Origin of the sequence: Krasilnikovia sp. MM14-A1259 (assembly GCF_047159535.1) — a bacterium.
Classification (GTDB): domain Bacteria; phylum Actinomycetota; class Actinomycetes; order Mycobacteriales; family Micromonosporaceae; genus Actinoplanes.
This window is the reverse complement of record NZ_BAAGAJ010000002.1, coordinates 3361549-3384816: the sequence shown is the minus strand read 5'-3', so window position 1 is coordinate 3384816 and position 23268 is coordinate 3361549. Positions and strand designations below refer to the sequence as shown.

22 protein-coding genes are annotated in these 23268 nt (G+C 72.3%); 18 read left to right on the top strand and 4 right to left on the bottom strand.

The features are described from left to right. The first annotated feature begins 46 nt into the window (after positions 1-46). On the top strand, positions 47-1078 hold the full coding sequence (locus tag ACMCNK_RS15060; RefSeq protein WP_412737036.1) for a class I SAM-dependent methyltransferase: 1032 nt from the start codon (positions 47-49) through the stop codon (positions 1076-1078). A gap of 13 nt (positions 1079-1091) precedes the next feature. Here ACMCNK_RS15060 and wecB read toward each other — a convergent pair whose 3' ends face one another. After that, positions 1092-2171 carry a non-hydrolyzing UDP-N-acetylglucosamine 2-epimerase gene (gene wecB / locus ACMCNK_RS15055; RefSeq protein WP_412737035.1) on the bottom strand — a complete coding sequence of 360 codons (1080 nt, stop codon included), beginning with the start codon at positions 2169-2171 and terminating at the stop codon, positions 1092-1094. A 161-nt stretch (positions 2172-2332) separates the two neighbouring features. On the opposite strand from wecB, the gene ACMCNK_RS15050 reads away from it, so the two are divergent. Genes ACMCNK_RS15050 through ACMCNK_RS15035 form a run of 4 tightly spaced genes read left to right on the top strand, consistent with a single transcriptional unit; the run spans position 2333 to position 7289 of the window. Continuing rightward, complete coding sequence (locus ACMCNK_RS15050) at positions 2333-4210, top strand: glycosyltransferase (protein WP_412737034.1); 1878 nt, start codon at positions 2333-2335, stop codon at positions 4208-4210. A 55-nt stretch (positions 4211-4265) separates the two neighbouring features. Beyond that, the gene (locus tag ACMCNK_RS15045; protein WP_412737033.1) at positions 4266-5873 is read left to right on the top strand and encodes a hypothetical protein; all 1608 of its coding nucleotides are present in this window, start codon (positions 4266-4268) and stop codon (positions 5871-5873) included. Positions 5874-5881: 8 nt separating this feature from the next. Beyond that, positions 5882-6868, top strand: coding sequence for a glycosyltransferase family 2 protein (locus ACMCNK_RS15040; RefSeq protein ID WP_412737032.1), 987 nt, complete (start codon positions 5882-5884; stop codon positions 6866-6868). After that, on the top strand, positions 6855-7289 hold the full coding sequence (locus ACMCNK_RS15035; RefSeq protein ID WP_412737031.1) for a GtrA family protein: 435 nt from the start codon (positions 6855-6857) through the stop codon (positions 7287-7289). Before ACMCNK_RS15040 ends, ACMCNK_RS15035 begins: the two co-directional genes overlap by 14 nt. On the opposite strand, the gene ACMCNK_RS15030 is transcribed toward ACMCNK_RS15035, so the two are convergent. The 3 genes from ACMCNK_RS15030 to ACMCNK_RS15020 are packed head-to-tail and all read right to left on the bottom strand — an operon-like array spanning position 7238 to position 12583. Further along, positions 7238-9415, bottom strand: coding sequence for an acyltransferase family protein (locus ACMCNK_RS15030; RefSeq protein WP_412737030.1), 2178 nt, complete (start codon positions 9413-9415; stop codon positions 7238-7240). The two genes, ACMCNK_RS15035 and ACMCNK_RS15030, sit on opposite strands and share 52 nt — an antisense overlap. Next, positions 9412-10674, bottom strand: coding sequence for a nucleotide sugar dehydrogenase (locus ACMCNK_RS15025; RefSeq protein WP_412737029.1), 1263 nt, complete (start codon positions 10672-10674; stop codon positions 9412-9414). Before ACMCNK_RS15025 ends, ACMCNK_RS15030 begins: the two co-directional genes overlap by 4 nt. 28 nt (positions 10675-10702) lie before the next feature. Beyond that, positions 10703-12583: a stealth family protein gene (locus ACMCNK_RS15020; RefSeq protein ID WP_412737028.1), complete on the bottom strand. Its 1881-nt coding sequence runs from the start codon at positions 12581-12583 to the stop codon at positions 10703-10705. A 321-nt stretch (positions 12584-12904) separates the two neighbouring features. Between ACMCNK_RS15020 and ACMCNK_RS15015 the strand changes: the two genes are divergently transcribed. The 13 genes from ACMCNK_RS15015 (at position 12905) to lepB (ACMCNK_RS14955) (ending at position 23253) form a co-directional block, all read left to right on the top strand. After that, complete coding sequence (locus ACMCNK_RS15015) at positions 12905-13144, top strand: hypothetical protein (RefSeq protein ID WP_412737027.1); 240 nt, start codon at positions 12905-12907, stop codon at positions 13142-13144. 187 nt (positions 13145-13331) lie between these two features. Next, complete coding sequence (gene ffh / locus ACMCNK_RS15010) at positions 13332-14894, top strand: signal recognition particle protein (protein ID WP_412737026.1); 1563 nt, start codon at positions 13332-13334, stop codon at positions 14892-14894. A 75-nt stretch (positions 14895-14969) separates the two neighbouring features. Next, positions 14970-15434, top strand: a complete 465-nt coding sequence (locus tag ACMCNK_RS15005) for a Uma2 family endonuclease (RefSeq protein ID WP_412740864.1) — start codon at positions 14970-14972, stop codon at positions 15432-15434. Between the two features lie 26 nt (positions 15435-15460). Next, positions 15461-16537 (top strand): amidohydrolase family protein, encoded by a 1077-nt coding sequence (locus ACMCNK_RS15000; protein WP_412737025.1) that lies wholly within the window; start codon positions 15461-15463, stop codon positions 16535-16537. 58 nt (positions 16538-16595) lie between these two features. Then, on the top strand, positions 16596-18002 hold the full coding sequence (gene proS / locus ACMCNK_RS14995) for a proline--tRNA ligase (RefSeq protein WP_412737024.1): 1407 nt from the start codon (positions 16596-16598) through the stop codon (positions 18000-18002). A 16-nt stretch (positions 18003-18018) separates the two neighbouring features. Further along, on the top strand, positions 18019-18666 hold the full coding sequence (locus ACMCNK_RS14990; protein ID WP_412740863.1) for a DUF402 domain-containing protein: 648 nt from the start codon (positions 18019-18021) through the stop codon (positions 18664-18666). A gap of 173 nt (positions 18667-18839) precedes the next feature. Beyond that, complete coding sequence (gene rpsP, locus ACMCNK_RS14985; protein WP_412737023.1) at positions 18840-19346, top strand: 30S ribosomal protein S16; 507 nt, start codon at positions 18840-18842, stop codon at positions 19344-19346. After that, on the top strand, positions 19321-19581 hold the full coding sequence (locus ACMCNK_RS14980; RefSeq protein WP_130508779.1) for an RNA-binding protein: 261 nt from the start codon (positions 19321-19323) through the stop codon (positions 19579-19581). The genes rpsP and ACMCNK_RS14980 overlap by 26 nt, the downstream gene beginning before the upstream one ends. Positions 19582-19595: 14 nt before the next feature. Beyond that, positions 19596-20168 (top strand): ribosome maturation factor RimM, encoded by a 573-nt coding sequence (rimM, locus tag ACMCNK_RS14975; protein WP_412740862.1) that lies wholly within the window; start codon positions 19596-19598, stop codon positions 20166-20168. 72 nt (positions 20169-20240) lie between these two features. Then, a complete protein-coding gene (gene trmD, locus ACMCNK_RS14970; RefSeq protein WP_412737022.1) occupies positions 20241-21005 on the top strand; it encodes a tRNA (guanosine(37)-N1)-methyltransferase TrmD in 765 nt (254 codons plus the stop codon). 131 nt (positions 21006-21136) lie between these two features. Beyond that, complete coding sequence (gene rplS, locus ACMCNK_RS14965) at positions 21137-21496, top strand: 50S ribosomal protein L19 (protein WP_412737021.1); 360 nt, start codon at positions 21137-21139, stop codon at positions 21494-21496. A gap of 228 nt (positions 21497-21724) precedes the next feature. Then, a complete protein-coding gene (lepB, locus tag ACMCNK_RS14960; RefSeq protein WP_412737020.1) occupies positions 21725-22600 on the top strand; it encodes a signal peptidase I in 876 nt (291 codons plus the stop codon). Beyond that, positions 22597-23253, top strand: coding sequence for a signal peptidase I (gene lepB, locus ACMCNK_RS14955; RefSeq protein ID WP_412737019.1), 657 nt, complete (start codon positions 22597-22599; stop codon positions 23251-23253). The genes lepB (ACMCNK_RS14960) and lepB (ACMCNK_RS14955) overlap by 4 nt, the downstream gene beginning before the upstream one ends. Positions 23254-23268: the final 15 nt, after the last annotated feature.

Here is a 23268-nt window from a genome sequence, read left to right as displayed (position 1 = left end):
GGCGTTACCGAGAAGGATCCAGATCGAGCGGCACCGGAGGAGACAGATGAGCAGGCTGGTGCGGTTCGGCCGCAGCCAGGTGGCGCGGCTGCACGGCCTCACGTCGCGGCAGGGGCTGGCGCTGATCACGATCGGTGTGCTGTGCCTCGGGGTGGCCGTGGCGTCCGCGGCCGGGCAGGATGCCGTCGCGATGACGTTGCTCGCCGGGCTCCTCGGCGCGGTCCTGGTCGGACTGCTGTATGTGGCGCTGCGCCTCGGCGGGCTGTACCGCGCACACCGGGTCGGGATGCGGGACCTGCGGGTCCTGGTGGAGGAGACGCAGCGCCGGGTGGTGGCCACCCTGGAGTCCGAGCGGGTCGCCGCGGCGACCCGGCACCGGGACCTGACCGCGCGGCTGGCCCGCGACGACCGGGACGTCCAGGAGGTGACCCGGCTGCTGCTGCGCGAGCAGAGCGCCGAGGCGGAGGCGGCGTACCAGGTGCACCGGCAGGTGACGCCGCGCGCCCCGATGCCGTTCTCGGCCGACACCGGCGGCAGCGCCGCCGACCTGCTCGGCCTGCTGCACCTGGTGCGCACCCGCAGGCCCGCGATGGCGGTCACGCTCGGCGCCGGGTCGGCCGCGGTGTGGCTCGCGTACGCGGTGGAGGCCGCCGGTGGGCACCTCGTCGCGGTGGAACACGACCGCGACACCGCCGAGCAGGTCCGGGCGCTGGCTGCCGCGCACGGCATGGCTCAGGTCGCCGAGGTGATCCACGCGCCGCTGTCGGACTCCCGTCCGGGCAGTGACACCGCAGGCTGGTACGAGTGGACCGCGCTGAGCGAGCTGCGCGACGTCGATCTGCTCGTGGTCGACGGCCCCGCCGAGATGTCCGCACCCCGCCGGGTCGGTGCCGCGCTGCGGGTGTTCGGCCCGCGGCTGACCGGCGACGCGGTGGTGGTGGTCGACGACGGGCCGGGTGCCCGGGAGGCGAACGCCGGGCTCGGCAAGCCGTTGCCCGAGCCGGTGGTGGGGCGGTTCACCGCGCTCGCGTACGTGCCGCCCCCGGCGGCCACGGTGACGGCGGCTGCGCCGTCCTGATCACCGGTCCCGTTCAGCTCAGTTCGCGGACGATGACCTCGGCGATGCGCTGTCCGGCGCGCCCGTCCCACAGCGGGGGGACGGGCCAGCTCTGCGGGCGCCCGAGGCGCAGCCGGGCCTCCACCTCCGCGGCCAGCCCGGCGCGGGTGACCAGGCGGTTCGTGCCGTGGGTGATGGTCGCCGGGCGTTCGGTGTTGGGGCGCAGGGTCAGGCACGGCACGCCGAGGACGGTGGTCTCCTCCTGCACCCCGCCCGAGTCGGTGATGACCGCTTCCGCGCCGCGGACCAGGCCGAGGAACTCCACGTACCCCATCGGGTCGAGGACGCGGACGCGCTCGTGACGGAACAGGCCGGCGGAGTGCAGGCGGGTCCGTCCCCGCGGGTGCAGCGGCAGGACCACGTCGGCCTGGTCGGCGACCGCGTGCACCGCGCGGACGAGTTCGGCGGCGTCCACCGGGTGGTCCACGTTGGCGGGGCGGTGCAGCGTGGCCACCACGTACGGGTCGGCGAGGCCGTGGTCGGCACGGGCGCGGTCCGCGTCGATGTGGTCCAGGTGGGCGAGCAGGGTGTCGATCATCGGGTTGCCCACGAGGTGGATCCGGTGTGCCGCGATCCCCTCGTTGCCGAGGTGGGCGACCGCGTCCGGGCTGGTCGCGAACAGCAGGTCGGCGATGCGGTCGGTGACGACGCGGTTGATCTCCTCGGGCATGGCGCGGTCGAAGCTGCGCAGGCCCGCCTCCACGTGCGCGACCGGAATCTGCAGTTTCGCGGCGGCCAGGGCGGCGGCGACGGTCGAGTTCACGTCGCCGTACACCACGAGCAGGGCGGGGCGCTGCTGGACGAGCAGGTCCTCCACGGCGGTCAGCACGGCGGCGGTCTGGGCAGCGTGGCTGCCCGAGCCGACGCCGAGGTCGACGTCCGGGCGGGGGAGGTCGAGCTGGCGGAAGAACACGTCGAACATCTGCTCGCCGTAGTGCTGTCCGGTGTGTACCAGCCGCTGTGTCACACCCCGTTCGGCGAGGGCCCGGTGGACCGGGGCGGCCTTGGGGAAGTTGGGCCGCGCCCCGGTGATGTGCAGAACGGGACCGGGCATGGGCAACCTCCGTCGGTGCGTCGCGGCGACCGTCTGTTCAACGCCCGGCATACTGCAGAGATTCGGGGCATAAACCGAGATAAAGCGCGACAACCCGGACGTTTCCGTCGTTCCTCGAAGGACGGCCCGCCGGCGTCGGATCGATCCACCGAGGAGTTCCCATGCCCGCCCGCCGCGCCATCCACCTCGCCGGCCGCCTGCCGCGGCGGGTGCGCTACGGGGCGCTCGGCTGCCTCCTGCTCGCCGGCCTGGCCGCCGCCGCGGCGCTGCGTTCCTGGCCTGTACTGATCGCCGAACTGCTCCTGGTGGCGGCGATCCTCGGCGGCGCCCTGTGGGATCTGCGCGACCTGCGCCTGGCCGTGAGCCGGCAGGCGAAACGGCTGCGCCACACCACCGAACGGGTCCGCGAGCAGGACCGGCTGCAGTCCCTGCTCGCGCTGGAGCTGTACGACCAGGCCCGCACGGCCGGGCGGGAGTTCCCGGCCGCACTCGGCCCGCTCGTGCTCGACCCGCTGGCCGAACGCGGCGACGTGCTGCAGGCGCACACCCTGGCCGGGCGCAGCGCGCCGGAGGCGATCGCGGTACCCACCTACCGCCGCCTGCGGCGCGAGCTGCACCGGTCCGGCTACCTCGCGCACGCGCTGGCGATGGCCGGGCCCTGCGCCGACAAGGGCAAGCCGGACGACAAGCGCGCCCTCGCCAACCTGCGCGGCGAAAACGCGGTGCTCTCCGGCACGTTCGAGCCGACGCTGGCCCCCCGCGCCCTGACCCCGGCGGCGCCGAACCGGGTTCTGCACCTGGTCGGCAAGTCCCTGCCCGACGCGCAGGCCGGCTACACGCTACGGACCCACTTCATCGCGACCGCCCAGCGCGCCGCCGGGCTGGACCCGCACGTCGCCACCGAACTCGGCTTCGGCGGCAGCGTGGACGTGCAGGTCGACGACATCACGTACCACCGCGTCCCCGGACCGGCGCTGGGCACGCTGCCGCTGGACCAGTGGCTCGGCCAGAACATCGAACGGACCGCGGCGCTGGTCCGCGAGCTGCGCCCCGCGGTGCTGCACCCCGCCTCGAACTACCTCAACGCGCTCACCGCGCTGGCCATCGGCAAGGCGTACGGCATCCCGGTCGTCTACGAGACCCGCGGCTTCTGGGAGGAGACCTGGCTGTCCCGCCAGATCCAGCGGTCGGGCTGGGACTATCCCGCGGTCGTCCAGACGTACGGGGAACCCGACCTGTACCGGATGCGCCGGGACCTGGAGGACCGCTGCCGCCGCGAAGCCGACCGGGTCGTCACGCTCGCCGACGTCATGGCCGAGCGGATCATCCTCGGCGGGGTGCCCCGCGAACGCATCCGGGTGGTACCCAACGCCGTGGACACCGACAAGTTCCCCGTGCTGACCCGCGACACCGAACTGGCCGCCCAACTGGGCATCGACGCGGACACCACGGTCGTCGGCTACATCTCCACGCTGCGCGAGTTCGAGGGCATCGACACGCTCATCCGGGCGTACGCCCAGCTCGACGGCCCCGTCGCCCTGTTGATCGTCGGCGACGGCGCGGAACGTGAGAACCTGCAGCGGCTCGCCACGGATCTGGGGGTGTCCGGTGTGCACTTCACCGGGCAGGTGCCGCACGAGCAGGTGCTGCGGTACTACAGCCTGATCGACGTGTTCGTGGTGCCCCGCCGCCCCGCCGAGGTCTGCCACCTGGTCACCCCGCTCAAGCCGTTCGAGGCGTTCGCGACCGGCCGCACCGTGGTGCTGTCCGACGTACGCGCGCTGGCCGGTATCGCCCGGCAGAGCGGCGCGGCGGAGCTGTTCTCCGCGGGCGACCCGCTCTCGCTGGCCCAGGTGCTGCGCCGGCTCCTGGCCGACCCGGGCCGCCGCCGCGAGCTCGCCGAGGCAGGCGCGGACTGGGTACGCCGGGAACGCACGTGGTCCGCCAACGCCCGCCTGTACGCCCGCCTGTACGAGGAACTGGTCAACGGCGTGCCGGAGCAGCGCTGTCCCGAGCCCAGTGACGCCAAGGTCGGCTGAGGCCGCGCAACGGAAACCCGCCGAGGTCGTTTTGCCCCGTGTGACCGTCGATGTGGTGAGTAAGGTGCCGCGGCCCGGCACGTCCCCGGAGCCGTCGGCGCCCGGGTCCGGCCCGCCCGCCGCGGCCGCCGTACCGGTCGGCCGGCTGTGGCGGCGGGTGCTGCTGCGCGCCGCGCTCATCCCGCTGATCGTGCTGCTGCCGCTCACCACGCTGGCGCCGTCCGGGGACCACCGGTTCAACATCTACTGGCACGGCGGGATGTACCGCACCCACCCGTTCGGCATCGTCACGGGCACCATCGACGTGCTCCCGACGTACCTGCGGCTGGGCAACTTCCGGCCCCTGGGGCGGATGGTCGAGTCGGCCATCGACCTCGCCGCCTACCTGCTCACCGACCTGCTGCACCTGCCCGCGAACATCGCCCTGCGGCTGGTCACCTGCGCCGCGGCGATGCTGCTGTCGGTCACCGCGGTGCTGTTCACGGAGTGCGTCGTGGCGCGCGGTCCGGTGTTCGCCGGTACGCCGACGCGGGTGGCCGCGGTGCTGCCGTTCGCGGTGGGCGGGTGCTGCGTCGCCGCCGGAGACACCACCGTGTTCGTGCTGTTCGGGGCGCTGTACCTGACCACGAGCGCGCTCGTGCTGGGGCTCGCCGCGGCGTTCGCGCGGCTCGTCCGTACGCAACAGAACCGGCTCGGGTGGCGCCGGGCCGCGGCTGCCACGCTCGCCGGTGCCGCGATCGCCTGTTTCAACGAGCTGGCCGCGCTCGCGATCCCGCTGCTGACCGTGACCGTGCTGGTCTGCGCGCTCGGGGTGCAGCGGCTGGACCGGCGGCGCGCGTTCACCGGCCCGGCGGCCCGCGCGGTCGCCGCGTGCTGGCTGGGCTTCCTGCCCATCTTCCTGGTGGTGCGCGTGATCATCGCCGGGTACTGCCGGACCGGTGACTGCTACCGCGGTTCCGATGTGGCCCTCGGGCCCGGCGCGCTGACCGCGTTCGGAGTCCGGCTGGGCGCCTGGCTGCCGCCTCTGGGCTGGGCCCGCGTCGCGGACGGCGCGGGACTCATCTGGGGGGTGCTGCCGCTGCTCGCGCTGGCCGCGCTGGGCGTGCTGGCGTGGCAGGCGTCCCGTGACCTGCCCCGGCTGGACCGGCCCGACCGCGCGCAACTGCTCGGCGCCGCCGCGGTGGCGGTCACCCTGCTCGCCCTGGGCGCCGGCCTGGCCTGCCTGAACGCCGACGTCCAGCGGTTCGCCGGGCTGGGGCGCTGGGGTCAGGGCTGGCGGGACTCCGGGGTCACCGCGGTCGCGGGCGGGCTGCTGCTGGCGCTCGGCGCGGTGGCACTGACCGCCCGGTGGCGCCGACCGCACCGGGCGCTGACCTGGCTGCTCGTGATGTTCGCGCTGGCCGGCACGGTCACCGTGGCCGCCAACCGCACGTACGCGGACCGGATGGCGACCCGGCCGATGTCGCTGCTGGACAACCGGATCGCGCTGGAGATGGCCGAGTTCGACCGTACGGGGGCGGGCGACGCCCGCCGGTGCGCGCTGTTGGACGAGGCGTTCACGCTGTACGCCGACGCGGAGCCCACCCGCACCCGGTACGCCGAATCGCTCGACGTCGGCGCGCGCGACATCGCCGGGGTCCCGTTCTGCCGGGCCGCCCGGTGAACCCGCCCGTGGCGGGCACGGAGCCGCTGATCTCCGTGGTCGCCCCGGTCTTCGACGAGGGCGAAGGGGTGGACCGGTTCGTCCGCCGCCTCACCGAGGTGTTCGCGATCCTCGGGGTGCGTCACGAACTTGTCCTGGTCGACGACGGCTCCCGCGACGACTCGTGGCGGCGGGTCGTCGACCAGGCCGGACACGATCCGCGGGTGCGCGGCGTACGGCTGTCGCGCAACTTCGGCAAGGAGGCGGCGATGCTGGCGGGCCTGGAACACGCCGCCGGCGACGCCGTGATCATGATCGACGCCGACCTGCAGCACCCGCCCGCCGCGATCCCGGAGATGCTGCGGCGCTGGCGCGCGGGCGCCCACGTGGTCGAGGCGGTCAAACGCAACCGGCCCGGCCAATCCGTACCGGCCCGGCTGGCCGCCCGGCTGTTCAACGCGGGCTTCACCCGGCTGACCACCGTGGAACTGGTCAACGCCACGGACTTCCGGCTGCTCAGCCGCCCGGCCGTGGACGCCCTGCTGCGGCTGCCGGAACACTCCACGTTCTTCCGCGGCACGAGCAGCTGGATCGGTTTCTCCCGGGACACCGTCGAGGTGGAGATCGACCACCGGCAGGGCGGCGCGTCCCGGTGGACGTTCGGCGGGCTGTGCCGGCTCGCGGTCAACGGGCTCACGTCGTTCACCTCGGCGCCACTGCACCTGGTCACGCTCGTGGGGGTGGGCTTCGCCGGGTTCGCGGTGGTGCTCGGCGTGCAGACGCTGGTGCGGTGGCTGCGCGGCGGCTCGGTCGCCGGGTTCCCCACGGTCATCCTGGTGCTGCTCGTCATGGGCACGTTCATCCTGCTCGGCCTCGGGGTGATCGGCGAGTACCTGGCCCGGATCCACGAGGAGGTCCGCGGCCGCCCCCGCTACCTGGTGCAGGAACGCACCGGCGCGGGCGCCGAGCAGGTCAGCCCGGTTCCCGGCCAGCGGGCGGACCGTGCCCCGCACTGACCTCGGCCGCCTCGTCCGGTACGGGTGCAGCGGCGCGGCCAGCGCCGCGACCCACTTCGGCACCGCGATGGCGCTGGCCGACGGGCTCCACGTACCGCCGCTTCCGGCGTCCACGGCGGGTTTCGCGGCGAGCGTCGCCGTCTCGTACGTTTTGCAGCGCAACTGGGTCTTCCGCGCCGCGACCCGCCACACGGTCGGCGGTCCCCGCTTCCTGGCGGTCACCGGCGCGGCGCTGGCCTGCAACACCGCGGTGGTCTGGTCCGGTACGGCGCTGTTGCACGCCCCGTACCGAATGGTGCAGGCGGTGGCGCTGGTGGTGATCCCGGTGGTCAATTACACGATCAACTCGCGGTGGACGTTCCGGGGTGCTCAGGGCGCGGCGAGTTCGGCGGAGAGCAGCGGCGCCAGCAGCCGGCTGTAAACGGTCGTGATGTGGTGCCGGTCCTTGTAGACCAGCACGTTGCCGATGATCACCGGGCAGTCGGTGGCGGTGCAGAACCACGGCAGCGGGTCGATGATCGACACGCCCTGGCTGCGGGCCAGGTCCATCACCCGGACCCGGAGCTGCGGGGAGCGCACCGCGGTCGCGCGGGGGCGGTTGCACGCCGCCGGCCGGTCCATGTGTTGCGACAGGCAGTCCGGGGTGAGGTTGCCCCACGGGGTGTCGTTCACGAAGTACACCTTCGTCCCGGGCGCGGACACCTGGGTGATCGTGTACTGCCACGCCTGCACCCAGGCCGTGTCCATGTCGCCCGTGACGCCGAGCAACGGACCGCCGGGTGACACGGACGCCAGGACGACGACCGCCGGACGCAGCTCGCGGATCTTCTGGAACGCGGCCTGCCGCCACCGGGTGCACTCGGTGAACGGCCGCTTGAGCGACGGCTGGTAGATGACGATGTTCGCGGCGTTGCAGGCGCTCTTGACCAGCGGCACCAGTTTCCAGTGCCGCTGCGTGGCGATGGCGTTCATGGCCGGGAACCAGTGCCCGGCGTGCGAGTCGCCGAACAGCACCACCGTGGTGGGGGAGTTCGGGTCCCCGTACACGCAGTCCTTGATCGCCCATTCGGTGAAGCCCGGCGAGCACATGTCCTTGTACAACTGCGGCTTGTCCTGCGCCGCCTTCGCCAGTTTCGGGGTCAGGTTCACCGGGACCGCGGGCAGGTTCACGCTGGCCGCGATGCGCTGCTGCAATGCGGTCACATCGGACTGCGGGGCCACCGGCGCACCCCGGTAGCCCGAGGCCCCGGCCGCGTCCGTGCCCGCCGCGGTCAGGGCCACGCACACCGCCACCGAGGTGGCGGACATCGCCAGACCCACGCCGAGGCCGCGCCACGCGCGGCGGCGCAGCGCGGGCAGGCGCCGGGCCGGGTTCTCCACCAGCGCGTACGTCAGCGCGGCCAGCACCAGCGCGGCCAGGGCCGCGAGCGCGTTCTGCCAGCGGGCCGCGGGATGACCCAGCACGTACGGCAGGACCGCGAGCAGCGGCCAGTGCCACAGGTACCACGAGTACGACAGGCGGCCGACCGCCTGCAGCGCGGGGTGGCCGAGCGGCGGGGCCGGACTCGCGCACCCGCCCGCGAGGACCGCGGCGGCACCCAGCACCGGCAGCAGGGCCGCGTACCCGGGGAACGGGGTGGCCTCGGTGAACATCACGGCCGCGGCCGCGATCGCGACCAGCCCGGCCGCGGCCAGCGCCAGCGCGGTACGGCGGCCGAGCCGGGCGGCGTGGCCCGCGCCCAGGGCGAGCAGCGCCCCGACCCCCAGTTCCCACGCCCGGGTGTGCGCCCCGAAGTACGCCCACGCCGCGTCGTGCCGGGTCTGCCAGACGCTGACCGCGAACGAGACGGCCGTCAGCGACCCCAGGACCAGCGCGATCCGGGACGTCGTGCCGCGCGTACGGACGGCCAGCAGCAGGAGCAGCAGCGGCCATACCAGGTAGAACTGCTCCTCCACGGCCAGCGACCAGAAATGCTGCAACGGCGAGGGGTCCGTGTCGGCGCTCAGGTAGTCCGTGCCGACCACGGCCAGCCGGTAGTTCATCGCGTACCCGGTGGTGTGCAGTGCGTCGATCAGGATGTCCGGCAGGCGTACCGGCGGCAGCCACCGTACGGACATCGCGACCGTGGCCATCACCACGACGGTCGCGGCGGGCAGCAGCCGCAGGGCCCGGCGCGCGTAGAACGCCGCCACGGAGATCCGTCCGGTGTCGCGCATCTCGCGCAGCAGCAGCCCGGTGATGAGGAAGCCGGAGATGACGAAGAAGACGTCCACGCCGACGTAGCCGCCGCCGACCAGCGGCAGCCCGCAGTGGTACGCCACCACGAGCAGCACCGCGACCGCGCGCAGTCCCTGGATGTCGCGGCGGTGCCGGGGCCGCCCCGCACCCGCCGGGGTCGGGGCGGTGGCGCGGCGCCGGGCGGACCGCGGCGGGTCTGCGACCCCGATCCGATCGCGGCGGCGCGGCGCGGGCGCGGTGACCGGCGCGGTGCCGACCGCCGTACCTCCCGCGCCCGGTTCGGACGTGCCGGCCCCGAGCCCGGTCACAGGCGGTGGGCCTCCGCGGTCGTGGTGACGCCGCGGGTGTCGAAGAAGCGCTTCGCGATGCCCGCCAGGTGGTCCGCGTCGTAGCCGCGGTGGGCCTGCACGAGGATGGTGAGGTCGGCGGCCGCGGCCGCGCCCTCCAGATCCTCGGTGCGTGGCACCACCGCGTCACCCACCCGCCACGAGGGCACGTACGGGTCGTGGTAGGCCAGCTTCGCGCCCAGCGCCATGAGCTGGCGGGCCAGCGGCGTGGCCGGCGACTCCCGCCGGTCCGCGATGTTCGCCTTGTACGTGACCCCCAGCAGCAGCACCGTGGCCCCGTGCACCGCCTGCCCGTCCGCGTTGAGCAGGTTCTGCGCGCGCCGCGCCACGTACGCGGGCATGGTCGCGTTGATCTCCTGCGCCAGCTCGACGAACCGGAACGGGTAGCCCAGTTTGGTGCGCACGTTGTGGCTCAGGTAGTTCGGGTCGATCGGGATGCAGTGCCCGCCGACCCCGGGGCCGGGATAGAACGGCTGGAAGCCGAACGGCTTGGTCGACGCGGCGTGGATGACGTCCCACAGGTCGATGTCCAGCTCGTGGCAGAACCGGGCCATCTCGTTGACCAGCGCGATGTTCACATGCCGGTACGTGTTCTCCAGCAGTTTGGCGGTCTCCGCCTCCCGGGTGCCGCGGGTGCGCACGACCGTCTCCACGAGCCGCGCGTAGAACGCGGCCACGGCGTCCGTGCAGGCCGGGGTGTGCCCGCCGACCACCTTGGGGGTGTTGTGCGCGCCGAACGTCGGGTTGCCCGGGTCGATGCGTTCCGGCGAGAACGCCAGGTGGAAGTCGAGGCCCGCGGTGAGCCCGGACAACCGTTCCAGCAGCGGCCGGACCACGTCGTCCGTGGTGCCCGGGTACGTCGTGGACTCCAGCACCACCAGCATGCCGGGGCGCAGCTGGCGGCCGACCGCCTCCGCGGCCCCGATGACCGCCGTCAGGTCCGGCCCGTCCCCCTCCGCCAGCGGGGTGGGCACGCAGATGACCGCGGTGGCGGCCGTGGCGATCAGCGACTCGTCCGTGGTCGGCTGGAAGCCGTTCGCGACCATCTGTGCCACGTCGGCGTCGCTGAGGTCGTCGATGTGCGAGCGTCCGGCGGACAGTCCGGCCACCACCCGCGCGTCGACGTCGTAGCCGAGCACGCGCATGCCGACGCGGGTGGCCTGGCGGGCGAGCGGCAGGCCCACGTAGCCCAGTCCGAGAATCACGACGTCGTAGCTCACGGATTCACTCCTCAAACAAGCCCGGTGATCACGGGGAAGACGGCAGGGGGAGGTCGTCGGCGGGCAGCGGGTCCGCGGCGGCCGGCGGATCCCCGGCGAGCACCGGGTCGCCGGACGCCGCGCGGGTGGCCTGGCGCGCCACCACGGGCGTCGGCGGGTGCAGGCGGCTGGGGGAGACCGTGCCGGCCCGCGGTTCGGCCAGCTCGTACGGCGAGACGAACGGCAGGTACGCGGGCAGGAAGTCCTCGACCAGCCCGGCCTGTTCGGCCGCGACATCCGCGTCGGCCTCGGTGTCGTTCAGGCAGAACGCGTCGAGGTGCCGGTGCCGCAGCAGCGACGCCAGCTTGAACGGCGTCGTCGGGTCGGCCAGGTCCGCGTACCGGTAGCGGATCTCGCCCGGGACCGCCCGCCCGGTCAGGTACGCGTAGTACTGCTGCAGCGAGGAGAGCAGCGCGATGTCGTCGGGGTGCCGGAACTGGTGGTCCGCGGTCGCCTCGACGTGCTCGGCGAACCGCTGTTCGATCTCGGCGATCACGCTGCGCCGCGACGGGTGCGGGGTGTGCAGCATCTTGCGGGTCAGCACCCGCCCGAACGCCTCCTGGATGAGCCGCCGGTTGTTCTTGCCGGCCGAGTTGACCGGGGGGTCCGCGGGGCTGGGCGGCGCCGAGTCGACCCGGGCGGTCGACGGGAAGAACCGGGTCAGCCCGCCCGAGGTGAAGAACAGGTCCGGGGTGACCGGGTGGCCGAGTAACACGTCGTCGTTGACGTACAGGAAGTGTTCCGCCAGGCCCGGGATGCGGTGCAGGCGCGACTCGATGGCCTGCGAGTTGAACGTGGGCAGCCGCCCGGTGTCGCCGAAGATCTCCCGGTGGCTGACCACGGTGACGCCCGGGTGGTCGGTGTCCAGCCAGGACGGCACCTGGTCGTCCGTGACGAGGTAGATGTGCCGTACCCAGGGGGCGAAGCAGTGCAGGGCGCGCAGCGAGTAGCGCAGCTCGTCGCGGCACGCGTACCGGGAGTGGTTGGCGGTCTGCTCGTTGAGGTCGGTCACCCACGGGTTGCTGCGCAGCGCATCGGCCTTGCGTGCCTGCCAGGCGGGGTCGGCGCCGTCGACCCACGTGTAGACCACGTCGATCGGGAAGTTGATGCGGTCGGGGTCGGCGAGCGTGAACACCGCCCGCGTCCGGTAGGCGGTGCTGTCGGCCGCGGCACTGAACGGGCCGAAAACCGGTTCCGGTGCGGTCGTCACGGGCTCGTCGACCGCGATCACGTCCGCGATCGGGTTGCCGCGGGGGCCGATCAGGTGCCCGTCGCGTTCGGCCCAGAACTCCACCTCGCAGCCGAGGTCCGGGCCCAGGACCAGGCTGCCGGTGGGGTCGGTGACCGGCCAGCACACCCGCAGCACGTGCGCGGCGCGCCGCCGGCGCCGGTCCGCGCGGCGTCGTGGCCGGCCCGCGGTCGCGCCGCCGGGCGCGGCGACCTCCAGCAGGCCGTCGCCGGTCGCGGTGAGGCTTTCCAGCAGCGCGACGACCCGGGCCCGCTCGGCAGCGGGTACGGCCACCGCGGTGCGCGCCACGGCCCGGGTGGGGATGCGGAACCAGTCGACGTCCCCGGCGGTGAGCGCGGCGGTGACGCGGTCGAGATTGTCGCGCCGGACCGCGGCGGGGCTCGCCGCCTGTTCGCGCCGGGCGGTGATCCAGCCCATCGCGGTACGTACCCGCATGGTCGTGGCGTCGGCGGTGACCCGCATTGTGGGCAGCCGCGGCGGCGGCGAGATCGGCACGATGCGGCGGGCCACGTGCAGCCGCCGGTGTGGGGCGACCCGGGGCAGCAGCCGGTCCTGCACCGAGATGAAGATGCGCTTCCGGACCCGCCAGGGGGCCAGGCGCAGGATGCGCCGCAGTGGCACGCCACGTTCCTTCCGCCGGGTGTCCGTCGTACCGATGAGCGAGCGTCTCGCCGCACGGTTCCTGACCCTCAACGGCGGGATTCCGCGGAAGGTTGCGGTCGATATCGGCTTATCGGACATCTGTGTCAAGTCGTCACAGGTGTGGTCCAAGCTACGGATGTGTCGCCCGTTATCACCGGTATATTCGATTTGCTCGTGAGACGTGGGTGAATGCGGGCCCGCAACCCCTACGGGTGCGCTCCGGGGATCCCGCCGATGCGCGGGCTTGCGGGCAGGGCGCATCGTGGAGGTCGGCCGGTCGGCGGCCGAGGGGAGGCGGACATGGGCAAGGCAATCGCGTACCTGGTGGCCACGATCGCCGGTGTGATCGTGGTGGGCTGGATCGCCGTGAGCCTGCTGCACGTGCTGGTGGGCGCTCTGGCGTACCTGATCGTCGGCGCCATCGTCGTCGGCGGCGGCGTCTACCTGTACGGCAAGGCGAAGCGGTCGCTGGCCCCGGGCACCCGGACCCAGCGCCGGATCGAGGCCGCCACCAAGACGTACCGGATGCGCCAGCGGTGAGAACCCGCAGTCGCTCCGGTCGCTGCGCTCCCTCCGCTTGGTGCGGGTTCTCACCGCTGACGCAGGTGCATCCGGTGTCCGCGCGAAGCGCGGACCGGCAGACTCGGGATGCGCCAGCGGTGAGCTCGGGCGGCGGCGGCTAGGCTTGCGGGCGTTCCCTCATCGCTGACCAACGGGAAGTTGCGCCGTGTTTGACACCTTGAGCGACCGCCTCTCCGGGATCTTCACCAAGCTGCGGGGCAAGGGCCGGCTCACCGACGCCGACATCGACGCCACCGCGCGCGAGATCCGCCTCGCCCTGCTCGAGGCGGACGTGGCGCTGCCCGTGGTCAGGGCGTTCATCGCCAGCCTGAAGGAGCGGGCGCGCGACGCCGAGGTGTCGAAGGCCCTCAACCCGGCGCAGCAGATCATCAAGATCGTCCACGAGGAGCTCATCAACGTCCTCGGCGGCGAGGGCCGGCGGCTGCAGTTCGCCAAGCAGCCCCCCACCGTGATCATGCTCGCGGGTCTGCAGGGCTCCGGCAAGACCACGCTCGCGGGCAAGCTGGCCCGCTGGCTCAAGGGCCAGGGCCACCAGCCGCTGCTGGTCGCCTGCGACCTGCAGCGCCCCAACGCGGTCAACCAGCTGCAGGTCCTCGGCGGCCGGGCCGGGGTCGATGTGTACGCCCCGCAGCCCGGAAACGGCGTCGGCAACCCGGTCCAGGTGGCCAGGGACTCCATCGAGCACGCGCAGCGGGCGGCGAAGGACATCGTCATCGTCGACACCGCCGGCCGCCTCGGCATCGACGCCGAGATGATGCAGCAGGCCGCGGACATCCGCGACGCGGTCAACCCGGACGAGGTCATCTTCGTCATCGACGCCATGGTCGGCCAGGACGCGGTGCAGACCGCCGAGGCGTTCCGCGACGGGGTCGGCATCACCGGCGTGGTGCTGTCCAAGCTCGACGGCGACGCCCGCGGCGGTGCCGCTCTGTCGGTGCGGCATGTCACCGGCGAGCCGATCCTCTTCGCGTCCACCGGCGAGAAGCTGGAGGACTTCGACGTCTTCCACCCGGACCGGATGGCCAGCCGGATCCTGGGCATGGGCGACGTGCTGACCCTCATCGAGCAGGCCGAGCAGGCGTTCGACGAGGAGCAGAAGGAGAAGATGACCTCCAAGCTGCTCGGTGGCGAGCAGTTCACCCTGGAGGACTTCCTCGACCAGCTCATCGCGGTGCGCCGGATGGGTCCGATCGCGAACGTGCTGGCCATGATGCCCGGCATGGGGCAGATGAAGGACCAGCTGGCCGAGCTGGACGACAGCCACTTCGATCGGGTCACCGCGATCATCCGTTCGATGACCCCGCAGGAGCGGGCCAACCCGAAGATCCTGAACGGCTCCCGCCGGGTCCGCATCGCCAACGGTTCCGGCGTCACTGTCATGGACGTCAACCAGCTGCTCAACCGCTTCGCCGACGCGCAGAAGATGATGAAGCAGATGGGCGGCATGATGGGCCTGCCCGGCGCCCGTCGCAAGGCCACCAAGAGCCCGAAGAACAAGCGCAAGGGCACCAAGGGCGGCAGCAGCCGGCCCCGCGTCGGCGGCGCCGGGATGCCGGCGGGTTTCCCCGGCGGCATGCCCCAGCTCCCGCCCGGCCTGGACCCGAACGCGCTGGGCGGCGGCGGTCAGGGCCTGCCCCCGGGCTTCAAGCTCCCGAAGCTCGACTTCAACAAGCTGACCAAGCCCCCCAAGGACGACGACAAGCGCTGACCGCGCGGCTGTGGACACGCAGGCGCCACACCTGCGCGGGTTGTCCACAGCCGTCGATTTCGTGCAGCGACCGCCATCCACCAGGACATCGGCGTCGAGATCCTGCTCGCGCTGCGCGTCGGATGCGCACCAGACCTCATGCCCGTCGTCGATTTGTCGCTCGCGGTGAACTACCGCAACGAGCCGCGACCCGACGTCGTCGTCATCCGCCCCGACCACGCCAACATCAGCCCGGTGCCGGTGGACGACGCCGTGCTGGCCGTGGAGGTCATCTCGCCGGGTTCCCACTTCCGGGACATGTACGCCAAGGCGAAGGTCTACGCTGCCGCCCGGGTCGCGCACTACTGGGTCATCGACCCGTTGTTCGACGACGGCATCGTGCTCACCGCGTTCCAGCCCGGCGACACCGGGGAGTACGAGATCGTGGCCAGCACCAACAAGGTGTTCACCACGGAGGTGCCGTTCCCGGTCACCGTCGACCTGCCCGCGCTGACCGAGCGACGCCGCACCCTGCTGGAGCGTGCCCGCCCGCAGGACTGAGCGGCTGATCCGGTAGGACTGTGGGCATGGCCTTGCATGTGCGCGGTGTCCTGCTCCCCGACGACGAGGTACGCGACCTGTGGCTGGTCGGCGACCGCGTCACGTTCGAGCCGGTCGCGGGCGCCGAGACGATCAGCGACTCCGGGTTCGTGCTGCCCGGCCTCGTGGACGCCCATTGCCACCTCGGCATCCAGTACGGCGGACGCCCGATCGAGCACGTGGACCAGGCACGCGAGCTCGCCACGGTCGACCGCGACACCGGTGTGCTCGCCATCCGGGACGCGGGCTCGCCGTACCCGTATCCGGAGCTGGACGACGAGCCCGGCATGCCGCGCCTGGCCCGCGCCGGGCGCCACGTCGCGGCCCCCAAGCGGTATCTGCGCGACATCGGGGTGGAGGTCGACGGCGCCGACGTGGCCGCGACCGTGACCGAGCAGGCCCGCGCCGGGACGGGCTGGGTGAAGCTGGTGGGCGACTGGATCGACCGTTCGGTCGGGGATCTGGCCCCGTCGTGGGATCCGGAGACCATGGCCGCCGCGGTCGCGGCCGCGCACGCGGCGGGCGCCCGGGCGGCCGTGCACACGTTCTCGGAGGAGGGTGTGGCACAGATGGTCCGGGCCGGGGTCGACTCGGTCGAGCACGGGACGGGTCTGTCTTTCGACCTGATCGACGAGATGGCCCGCCGGGGCACCGCACTGGTGCCCACCATGATCAACATCAGGACGTTCGGGAAGATCGCCGACCAGGCCCGGTCCAAGTTCGCCGGGTACGCCGACCACATGGTCGCGCTGCGCGACCGGTTCCCGTCCGTGGTCCGCGCGGCCCACGAGGCCGGGGTGCCGATATACGTGGGCACGGACGCGGGCGGCGGTATCCGGCACGGGCAGGCCGCCGAGGAGATGCTGCTGCTGCACGAGGCGGGCATCCCGGCGCTGGACGTGCTCGCCGCGGCGTCCTGGCGGGCCCGGGCCTGGCTGGGATTCCCCGGCCTGGTCGAGGGCGGGCGCGCCGACCTCGTGGTCTACCCCGAGGACCCCCGGCGCGACCTGACCGTGGTCCGCGCGCCGCGGCGCATCGTCCTGCGGGGACAGGTGATCCGCTGAGCCGCGGCCGCGCCTCCGGCCACCGGTGGTCCGCCGAGCCTCGCTAGGATGCTGCCTCATGGCTCGCGTGCTCACTCCCCGTGCGGAGGACTTCCCCCGCTGGTACCAGGACCTCATCGCCAAGGCGCAGCTCGCCGACAACGGCCCGGTGCGCGGCACGATGGTGATCCGGCCGACCGGGTATGCGCTGTGGGAGCGCATGCAGGGCGAGATGGACGCCCGGATCAAGGCGGCGGGCGCGGAGAACGCGTACTTCCCGCTGTTCATCCCGGAGAGCTACCTGCGCCGGGAGGCCCAGCACGTGGAGGGCTTCTCGCCCGAGCTGGCCGTGGTCACCCACGCGGGTGGCAAGGAGCTGGCCGAGCCGATCGTCGTGCGGCCCACGAGCGAGACGATCTTCGGCGAGTTCATGGCCAAGTGGGTCGACTCGTACCGGGACCTGCCGCTGCTGCTCAACCAGTGGGCCAACGTGGTGCGCTGGGAGCTGCGCCCGCGTACGTTCCTGCGGACCACGGAGTTCCTCTGGCAGGAGGGCCACACCGCGCACGCCACCGAGACGGACGCGGCGACCTACGCGCGGCGCATCCTGCACGACGTGTACGAGGACTTCATGGTCAACCTGCTGGCGATCCCGGTCGTGCCGGGCCGCAAGACCGTCCGTGAGCGGTTCGCGGGTGCCACGAACACGATGACGCTGGAAGCCATGATGGGCGACGGCAAGGCGCTGCAGATGGGCACGTCGCACGAGCTGGGGCAGAACTTCGCCAAGGCGTTCGACATCACGTACTCGTCCGCGGCCGGCGGCATGGAGCACTGCTGGACCACCTCGTGGGGGAGCACCACGCGGATGATCGGCGGGCTGATCATGGTGCACGGCGACGACAGCGGGCTGCGGGTTCCGCCGCGGCTCGCCCCGGTGCAGGCCCAGGTCATGGTGGTCAAGGCGGGCGAGGGGGTGGCCGAGGCCGCCGCGAAGCTGCGCGACGAGCTGGCCGCCGCGGGCGTGCGGGTGACCCTGGACGACCGCGCCGACGTGCCGTTCGGCCGCCGGGCGGTGGACGCCGAGCTCAAGGGCATCCCGGTCCGTGTCGAGGTCGGCCCGCGTGACCTGGCCGCGGGCAACGCGGTGCTGGTCCGGCGGATCACCGGCGCGAAGTCACCCGTGGCGCTCGGCGAGGTCGCCGCCGCGGTCTCCGCCGCGCTCAAGGCCGACCAGCAGCAGCTCTTCGACGACGCGCTGGCGCTGCGCGAGGAACGCACCGTGGACGTGCCGACCCTGGGCGACGCGATCGAGGCGGCCCAGGCCGGCTGGGCCCGCGTGCCGTGGGCGGCGGTCGGGGAGGCGGGCGAGGCGGAGGCCAACGGCAAGGCGGTCACCGTACGCTGCCTGCTGCGCCCCGACGGCACCGTGCCCGACGCGGACGACGAGCCGGATCTGGTCGCGATCCTGGCTCGCGCGTACTGATGCGCGTCCGTCCGTGATGCCGTTCGCGCCGGGGCGGCCGGTGCTGTACCGCCACATCGCCAACGGCCGGGTCGTCGCGGTGCGCCCGTGCCGGGTGGTCCTCGACGACGACCGTGGGCTGCTGCTGTGGCTTGCCGGGGGTTCCGCGGTGGCGACCGAGGTGGCCACGGACGGTCGCGGCGTGCGGGACATGCCGTTCACCGAATGGGTGACGCTGGACCACCGGCTGCACGAGACGACCTGGCGGGGCCCGGCGATCCTGAAGTTCCTGCCGCGCGACGGCCATAACTCGGTGTGGTTCTTCCACAACGCGCAGGACGACTTCGCCGCCTGGTACGTGAACCTGGAGGCGCCCGTGGCGCGCTGGGACGACGGCTCGGCGGCCGGGGTCGACGTGGTGGACCAGGACCTGGACATCGTGGTCGCTCCGGACCGGAGTTGGCGGTGGAAGGACGAGGACGAGTTCGCCGAGCGGCTGGCCCTGCCGGAGCACTACTGGGTGCGCGACGAGGCGGCGGTGTGGGCCGAGGGGCACCGGGTGATCGAGCTGATCGAGGCGGGCACGTTTCCCTTCGACGGCACCTGGACGGACTTCCGGCCCGACCCGTCCTGGCGGGTGCCGCACGCGCTGCCCGCGGGCTGGGATCGCCCGGCCTCCCGCTGACCGGCGGGGGTGCTGGGAGCCCCGCCCGGGGATCTGGCACAATGGGTGACTGGTTCGGCGTGCGTGAGGCTGCCCTCTAACTCCTGACGCGCTGCCAGTCCGCGAGGCAACCGCCCACAACCCCACGTGGTGCCGGCGACTCGATCACGTCGCATTCAGGAGCGAAATACACCGTGGCCGTTAAGATCCGGCTCCTGCGGATGGGCAAGATCCGCAACCCGCAGTACCGCATCGTCGTCGCCGACTCGCGCACCAAGCGTGACGGTCGTGCCATCGAGTACGTGGGCATCTACCACCCCAAGGAAGACCCGTCGGTCATCCAGGTGAAGTCGGAGCGCGTGCAGTACTGGCTCTCTGTCGGCGCGCAGCCGAGCGAGGCCGTGCAGCGCCTGCTGGAGAAGACCGGCGACTGGCAGCAGTTCAAGGGCCTGCCGGCCCCGCCGCCGCTGCTCGTGGCCGCCCCCAAGGCGGACCGCCAGGCGGCGTACGAGGCGGAGGCCAAGGCCAGCGCGGGTGTCGCCGAGACCAAGCCGGTCGCCAAGAAGGCTCCCGCCAAGGCGGACAAGGCCCCCGCCAAGGCCGAGGCCAAGGCGGCCGACGAGGCTCCGGCGGAGACCCGCGAGGAGGCCGCTGCCAAGGCAGAGGACGCCGCCGGTGCCGGCGCCGACTCCGCGAGCTGACGGGGCGCTCCGGCCCGCGCTGGAGCACCTCGTCAAGGGCATCGTCGACAACCCGGACGACGTCCGGGTCCGGCTCGTCGACTCGCGCCGCGGCAAGCGGCTCGAGGTCCGCGTGCACCCCGAGGACCTGGGTACGGTCATCGGGCGCGGCGGGCGTACGGCGAAGGCGCTGCGTCAGGTCATCGGCTCGATCGGTGGGCGTGGCATCCGCGTCGACATCGTCGACGCGTACTGACGCACCGCGCGATGCTGCTCGTCGTCGGCCAAATCGGCAAGCCCCACGGCATCCGTGGGGAGGTGCTGGTGACGGTGCGTACTGACGAGCCAGAGGCGAGATTCGTGGCCGGGCAGGTGTTCACGACCGAGGTCCCCCGGGACCGTCGGGTGAGCACCGGTCCGGCCACACCGCCACCCACCCCCGGCGGTGTGCGCTACCAGGTGCCGGAGGAGCTGACCCTGGGGTCGCTGCGCTGGCATCAGGGCCGGGTGATCGCCCAGTTCGACGGCGTGCCGGACCGCAACGTCGCCGAGGCGCTGCGCGGCGTTCTGCTCTGCGTCGACAGCGCTGACATCGCGCCCTCGGACGACCCGGACGAGTTCCACGACCACCAGCTGGTCGGGCTGACCGTGGCCGCCGCCGACGGCACGGTGTACGGCGAGGTGGAGCGCATCGAGCACGCTCCGGCGTCGGATCTCATCGTGCTGCGCAAGGCGGCGGGCGGGACCGCGTTGATCCCGTTCGTGAGCCGGATCGTCCCGGCGGTGGACCTCGCCGGCGGGCGCGTGATCGTCGATCTGCCCGAGGGCCTGCTCGACCTGTAGCGGCCGTTCCACCGGCCCCTGAGGCCGTTCTGCCGGAGCCCGGCTGCGGCTCGACCCCGTTAGAGGCTGCCCGTGCGCGTCGACATCGTCTCGATCTTCCCCGAGTACTTCGCTCCGCTGGACCTGTCGCTGATCGGCAAGGCGCGCTCGTCCGGCCTGCTCGACCTCGCGGTGCACGACCTTCGGACGTGGACCTCCGACGTGCACCGGACGGTCGACGACACCCCGTACGGCGGCGGGCCGGGCATGGTGATGCGTCCGGAGCCGTGGGCGGGTGCCCTGGATGCCGTGACCCGCCCGGATTCCCTGCTCGTGGTGCCGTCCCCGGTCGGGGTGCCGTTCACCCAGGCCGCCGCGCACGAGCTGGCCGCCGCCCCGCACCTGGTCTTCGCCTGCGGCCGGTACGAGGGCATCGACCAGCGCGTGCTGGACGACGCGGCGACGCGGATGCCGGTCCGGGAGGTCTCCCTGGGCGACTATGTGCTGTTCGGCGGCGAGGTCGCGGTCATCGTGATCATGGAGGCGGTGACCCGGCTGCTGCCCGGGGTGCTGGGCAACGCCGACTCGCTGACCGAGGAGTCGCACGCGGCGGGTCTGCTGGAGGCCCCGGTCTACACCAAGCCTGCCCAGTGGCGCGGGCACGAGGTGCCGGACGTGCTGCGTTCCGGCGACCACGGGCGGATCGCCCGGTGGCGCCGGGAACAGTCCCTGCTGCGTACCGCGACCCGGCGGCCGGACCTGCTGGCCGGGTATCCGCCGGAACAACTGGACAAGCGCGACCGGGCCGCGCTGGACGGGGCCGGATTTCAGATCCCTGACCCGGATGTGGCAAAGTAGGGAGGTTGCCGTTCGCCGTCCACGCCGTGGAGGGCGGGCGAGGGGCCCCGGGGCACCAGTCAGCCGGGGTTCAGAATCATCCACCGCACACCGAACTCCCGGTGTGCTTTGAGTACGACGAGGATGCAGCGATGAACACGCTGGACGCTCTCGACGCCCAGTCGCAGCGCACCGACATTCCCGACTTCCGGGCGGGCGACACGCTCAAGGTCCACGCCCGGGTCGTCGAGGGCAACCGCTCCCGCGTCCAGGTCTTCCAGGGCGTCGTGATCAGCCGCCAGGGCGGTGGCCTGCGCGAGACCTTCAAGATCCGCAAGATCAGCTTCGGCGTCGGCGTGGAGCGTACGTACCCGCTCAACAGCCCGCAGATCGACCGGATCGAGGTCGTCACCCGTGGTGACGTGCGTCGCGCCAAGCTCTACTACCTGCGTGAGCTGCGCGGCAAGAAGGCCAAGATCAAGGAGCTGCGCGAGAAGCAGACCGTCAGCTGAACCCCATCGCGGTCCGGGCCGTACGTCTTCTCGGACTGACGTTTACTGCGCGGGCGAACTACGCTTGCGCGAGTGACGGATGGGCACCAGCGCCACTGCGGTAACCGCCGCTGCGGCGGACCATTCGCACTACCGCCCGACCCGCCCCGTGCCTGGGGTCTCGGGCGGTAGTGCTGTATCCGGAGCAGTCGGCCGGGACGGCGGTAGGAGATGCGTAGCGTGGAACCGATGGAAGGCTATCGAGCCTCCCGGCGGCGCCGGGGTGTCATCCGGCGCAAGGAGATGCCGCTCTGGCAGGAGCTGCCGCTGCTGCTGGTCGTGGCGTTCTGCCTGGCCGTGCTCATCCGTACGTTCCTGGTGCAGGCGTTCTTCATCCCCTCGGGGTCGATGGAGAACACGCTGCTCGTGGGCGACCGTGTGCTGGTCAACAAGGTCGTCTACGACATGCGCGACCCGGTCCGCGGGGAGATCGTGGTCTTCCGCGGTACGGACAACTGGGCGCCGGAGCAGCCGGCCACCCCGGTCAGCAACAGCTTCGGCGCCAAACTGGGCCGGACGATCGGCGACCTGGTCGGGGTCAGCCGCCCCGGCGAGAAGGACTTCATCAAGCGGGTCATCGGACTGCCCGGCGACAAGGTCGCCTGCTGCGACGCCAAGGGCCGGATCACGGTCAACGGCGAGTCGATCGACGAACCGTACGTGCAGGAGAACTCGTCGCTGGACGCTCCGCCCAATCCGAAGCAGTGCACGAGCCGCCGGTTCGCCGAGGTGACTGTGCCGGCCGGTGAGATGTTCGTCATGGGCGACCACCGGCTGGTGTCCCAAGACGCGCGCTGTCAGGGGCCCGTACCGATCAGCAACATCATCGGCCGGGCGTTCGTCGTGGTGTGGCCCAGCAGCCGCTTCACCGGCCTGTCCGTGCCCGACAACTGGAAGAACTTCGCCGCCGCCCACCCGGTCGCGCAGGCGCCACCGGGCGCCGCGCCCCCGTCTGCCCCGGACCCGGCCACCGGAGCCCTTATCGTCCCGTTCCTATTCACGGCCGGACTATCCGCGCGTTCCGGTCTGCTGAGCGTGACGCGGAGACGTAGGCTCCGTTCGTGATTGACGAGCAAAACGATCAAACCGAAAAACGCCGCGGGTCATTCTGGCGTGAGCTCCCGATCCTGCTGGGCGTCGCCATCCTCGTCGCGGTCCTCGTACGGGCGTTCGTCCTGCAGACCTTCTACATCCCGTCCCCCTCGATGGAGCACACGCTCAACGTGCTCGACCGGGTGCTCGTCAACAAGCTCGTCTACGACTTCCGCGACCCGCACCGGGGCGAGATCGTCGTGTTCAAGGCGCCGACCGACTGGCAGAGCGGCAACGAGGGCGAGGACTTCATCAAGCGCATCATCGGCGTCGGCGGTGACCACGTGGTCTGCTGCGACCCGCAGAAGCGACTGATGGTCAACGGCCGTTCCCTCGACGAGCCGTACATCTACCGCGACGCCGACGGCACCCAGGACCCGGCGGCCGACGAGGACTTCGACATCACCGTTCCGGCCGGGCGCCTGTGGGTGATGGGCGATCACCGTTCCGCCTCGGGTGACTCCCTGGAGCACTACCAGCAAACCCAGGACGTCAACGAGGCCACGGTCAAGAAGGACGCGGTGGTGGGCCGGGCATTCGTGATCTTCTGGCCGGTGAGCCGCGCTACCTGGCTCACCGTGCCGAAGGGCTTCGACTCGATCCCCAACCCGGCGCCCACGGGCTGACCGGGGCTGACCCCG

Coding starts and splice junctions, on each gene's coding strand:
- ACMCNK_RS15060 (WP_412737036.1), top strand. CDS start 47: ATGAGCAGGCTGGTGCGGTTCGGCCGCAGCCAGGTGGCGCGGCTGCAC.
- wecB (WP_412737035.1), bottom strand. CDS start 2,171: ATGCCCGGTCCCGTTCTGCACATCACCGGGGCGCGGCCCAACTTCCCC.
- ACMCNK_RS15050 (WP_412737034.1), top strand. CDS start 2,333: ATGCCCGCCCGCCGCGCCATCCACCTCGCCGGCCGCCTGCCGCGGCGG.
- ACMCNK_RS15015 (WP_412737027.1), top strand. CDS start 12,905: ATGGGCAAGGCAATCGCGTACCTGGTGGCCACGATCGCCGGTGTGATC.
- ACMCNK_RS15000 (WP_412737025.1), top strand. CDS start 15,461: ATGGCCTTGCATGTGCGCGGTGTCCTGCTCCCCGACGACGAGGTACGC.
- proS (WP_412737024.1), top strand. CDS start 16,596: ATGGCTCGCGTGCTCACTCCCCGTGCGGAGGACTTCCCCCGCTGGTAC.
- ACMCNK_RS14990 (WP_412740863.1), top strand. CDS start 18,019: ATGCCGTTCGCGCCGGGGCGGCCGGTGCTGTACCGCCACATCGCCAAC.
- rplS (WP_412737021.1), top strand. CDS start 21,137: ATGAACACGCTGGACGCTCTCGACGCCCAGTCGCAGCGCACCGACATT.
- lepB (WP_412737020.1), top strand. CDS start 21,725: ATGGAAGGCTATCGAGCCTCCCGGCGGCGCCGGGGTGTCATCCGGCGC.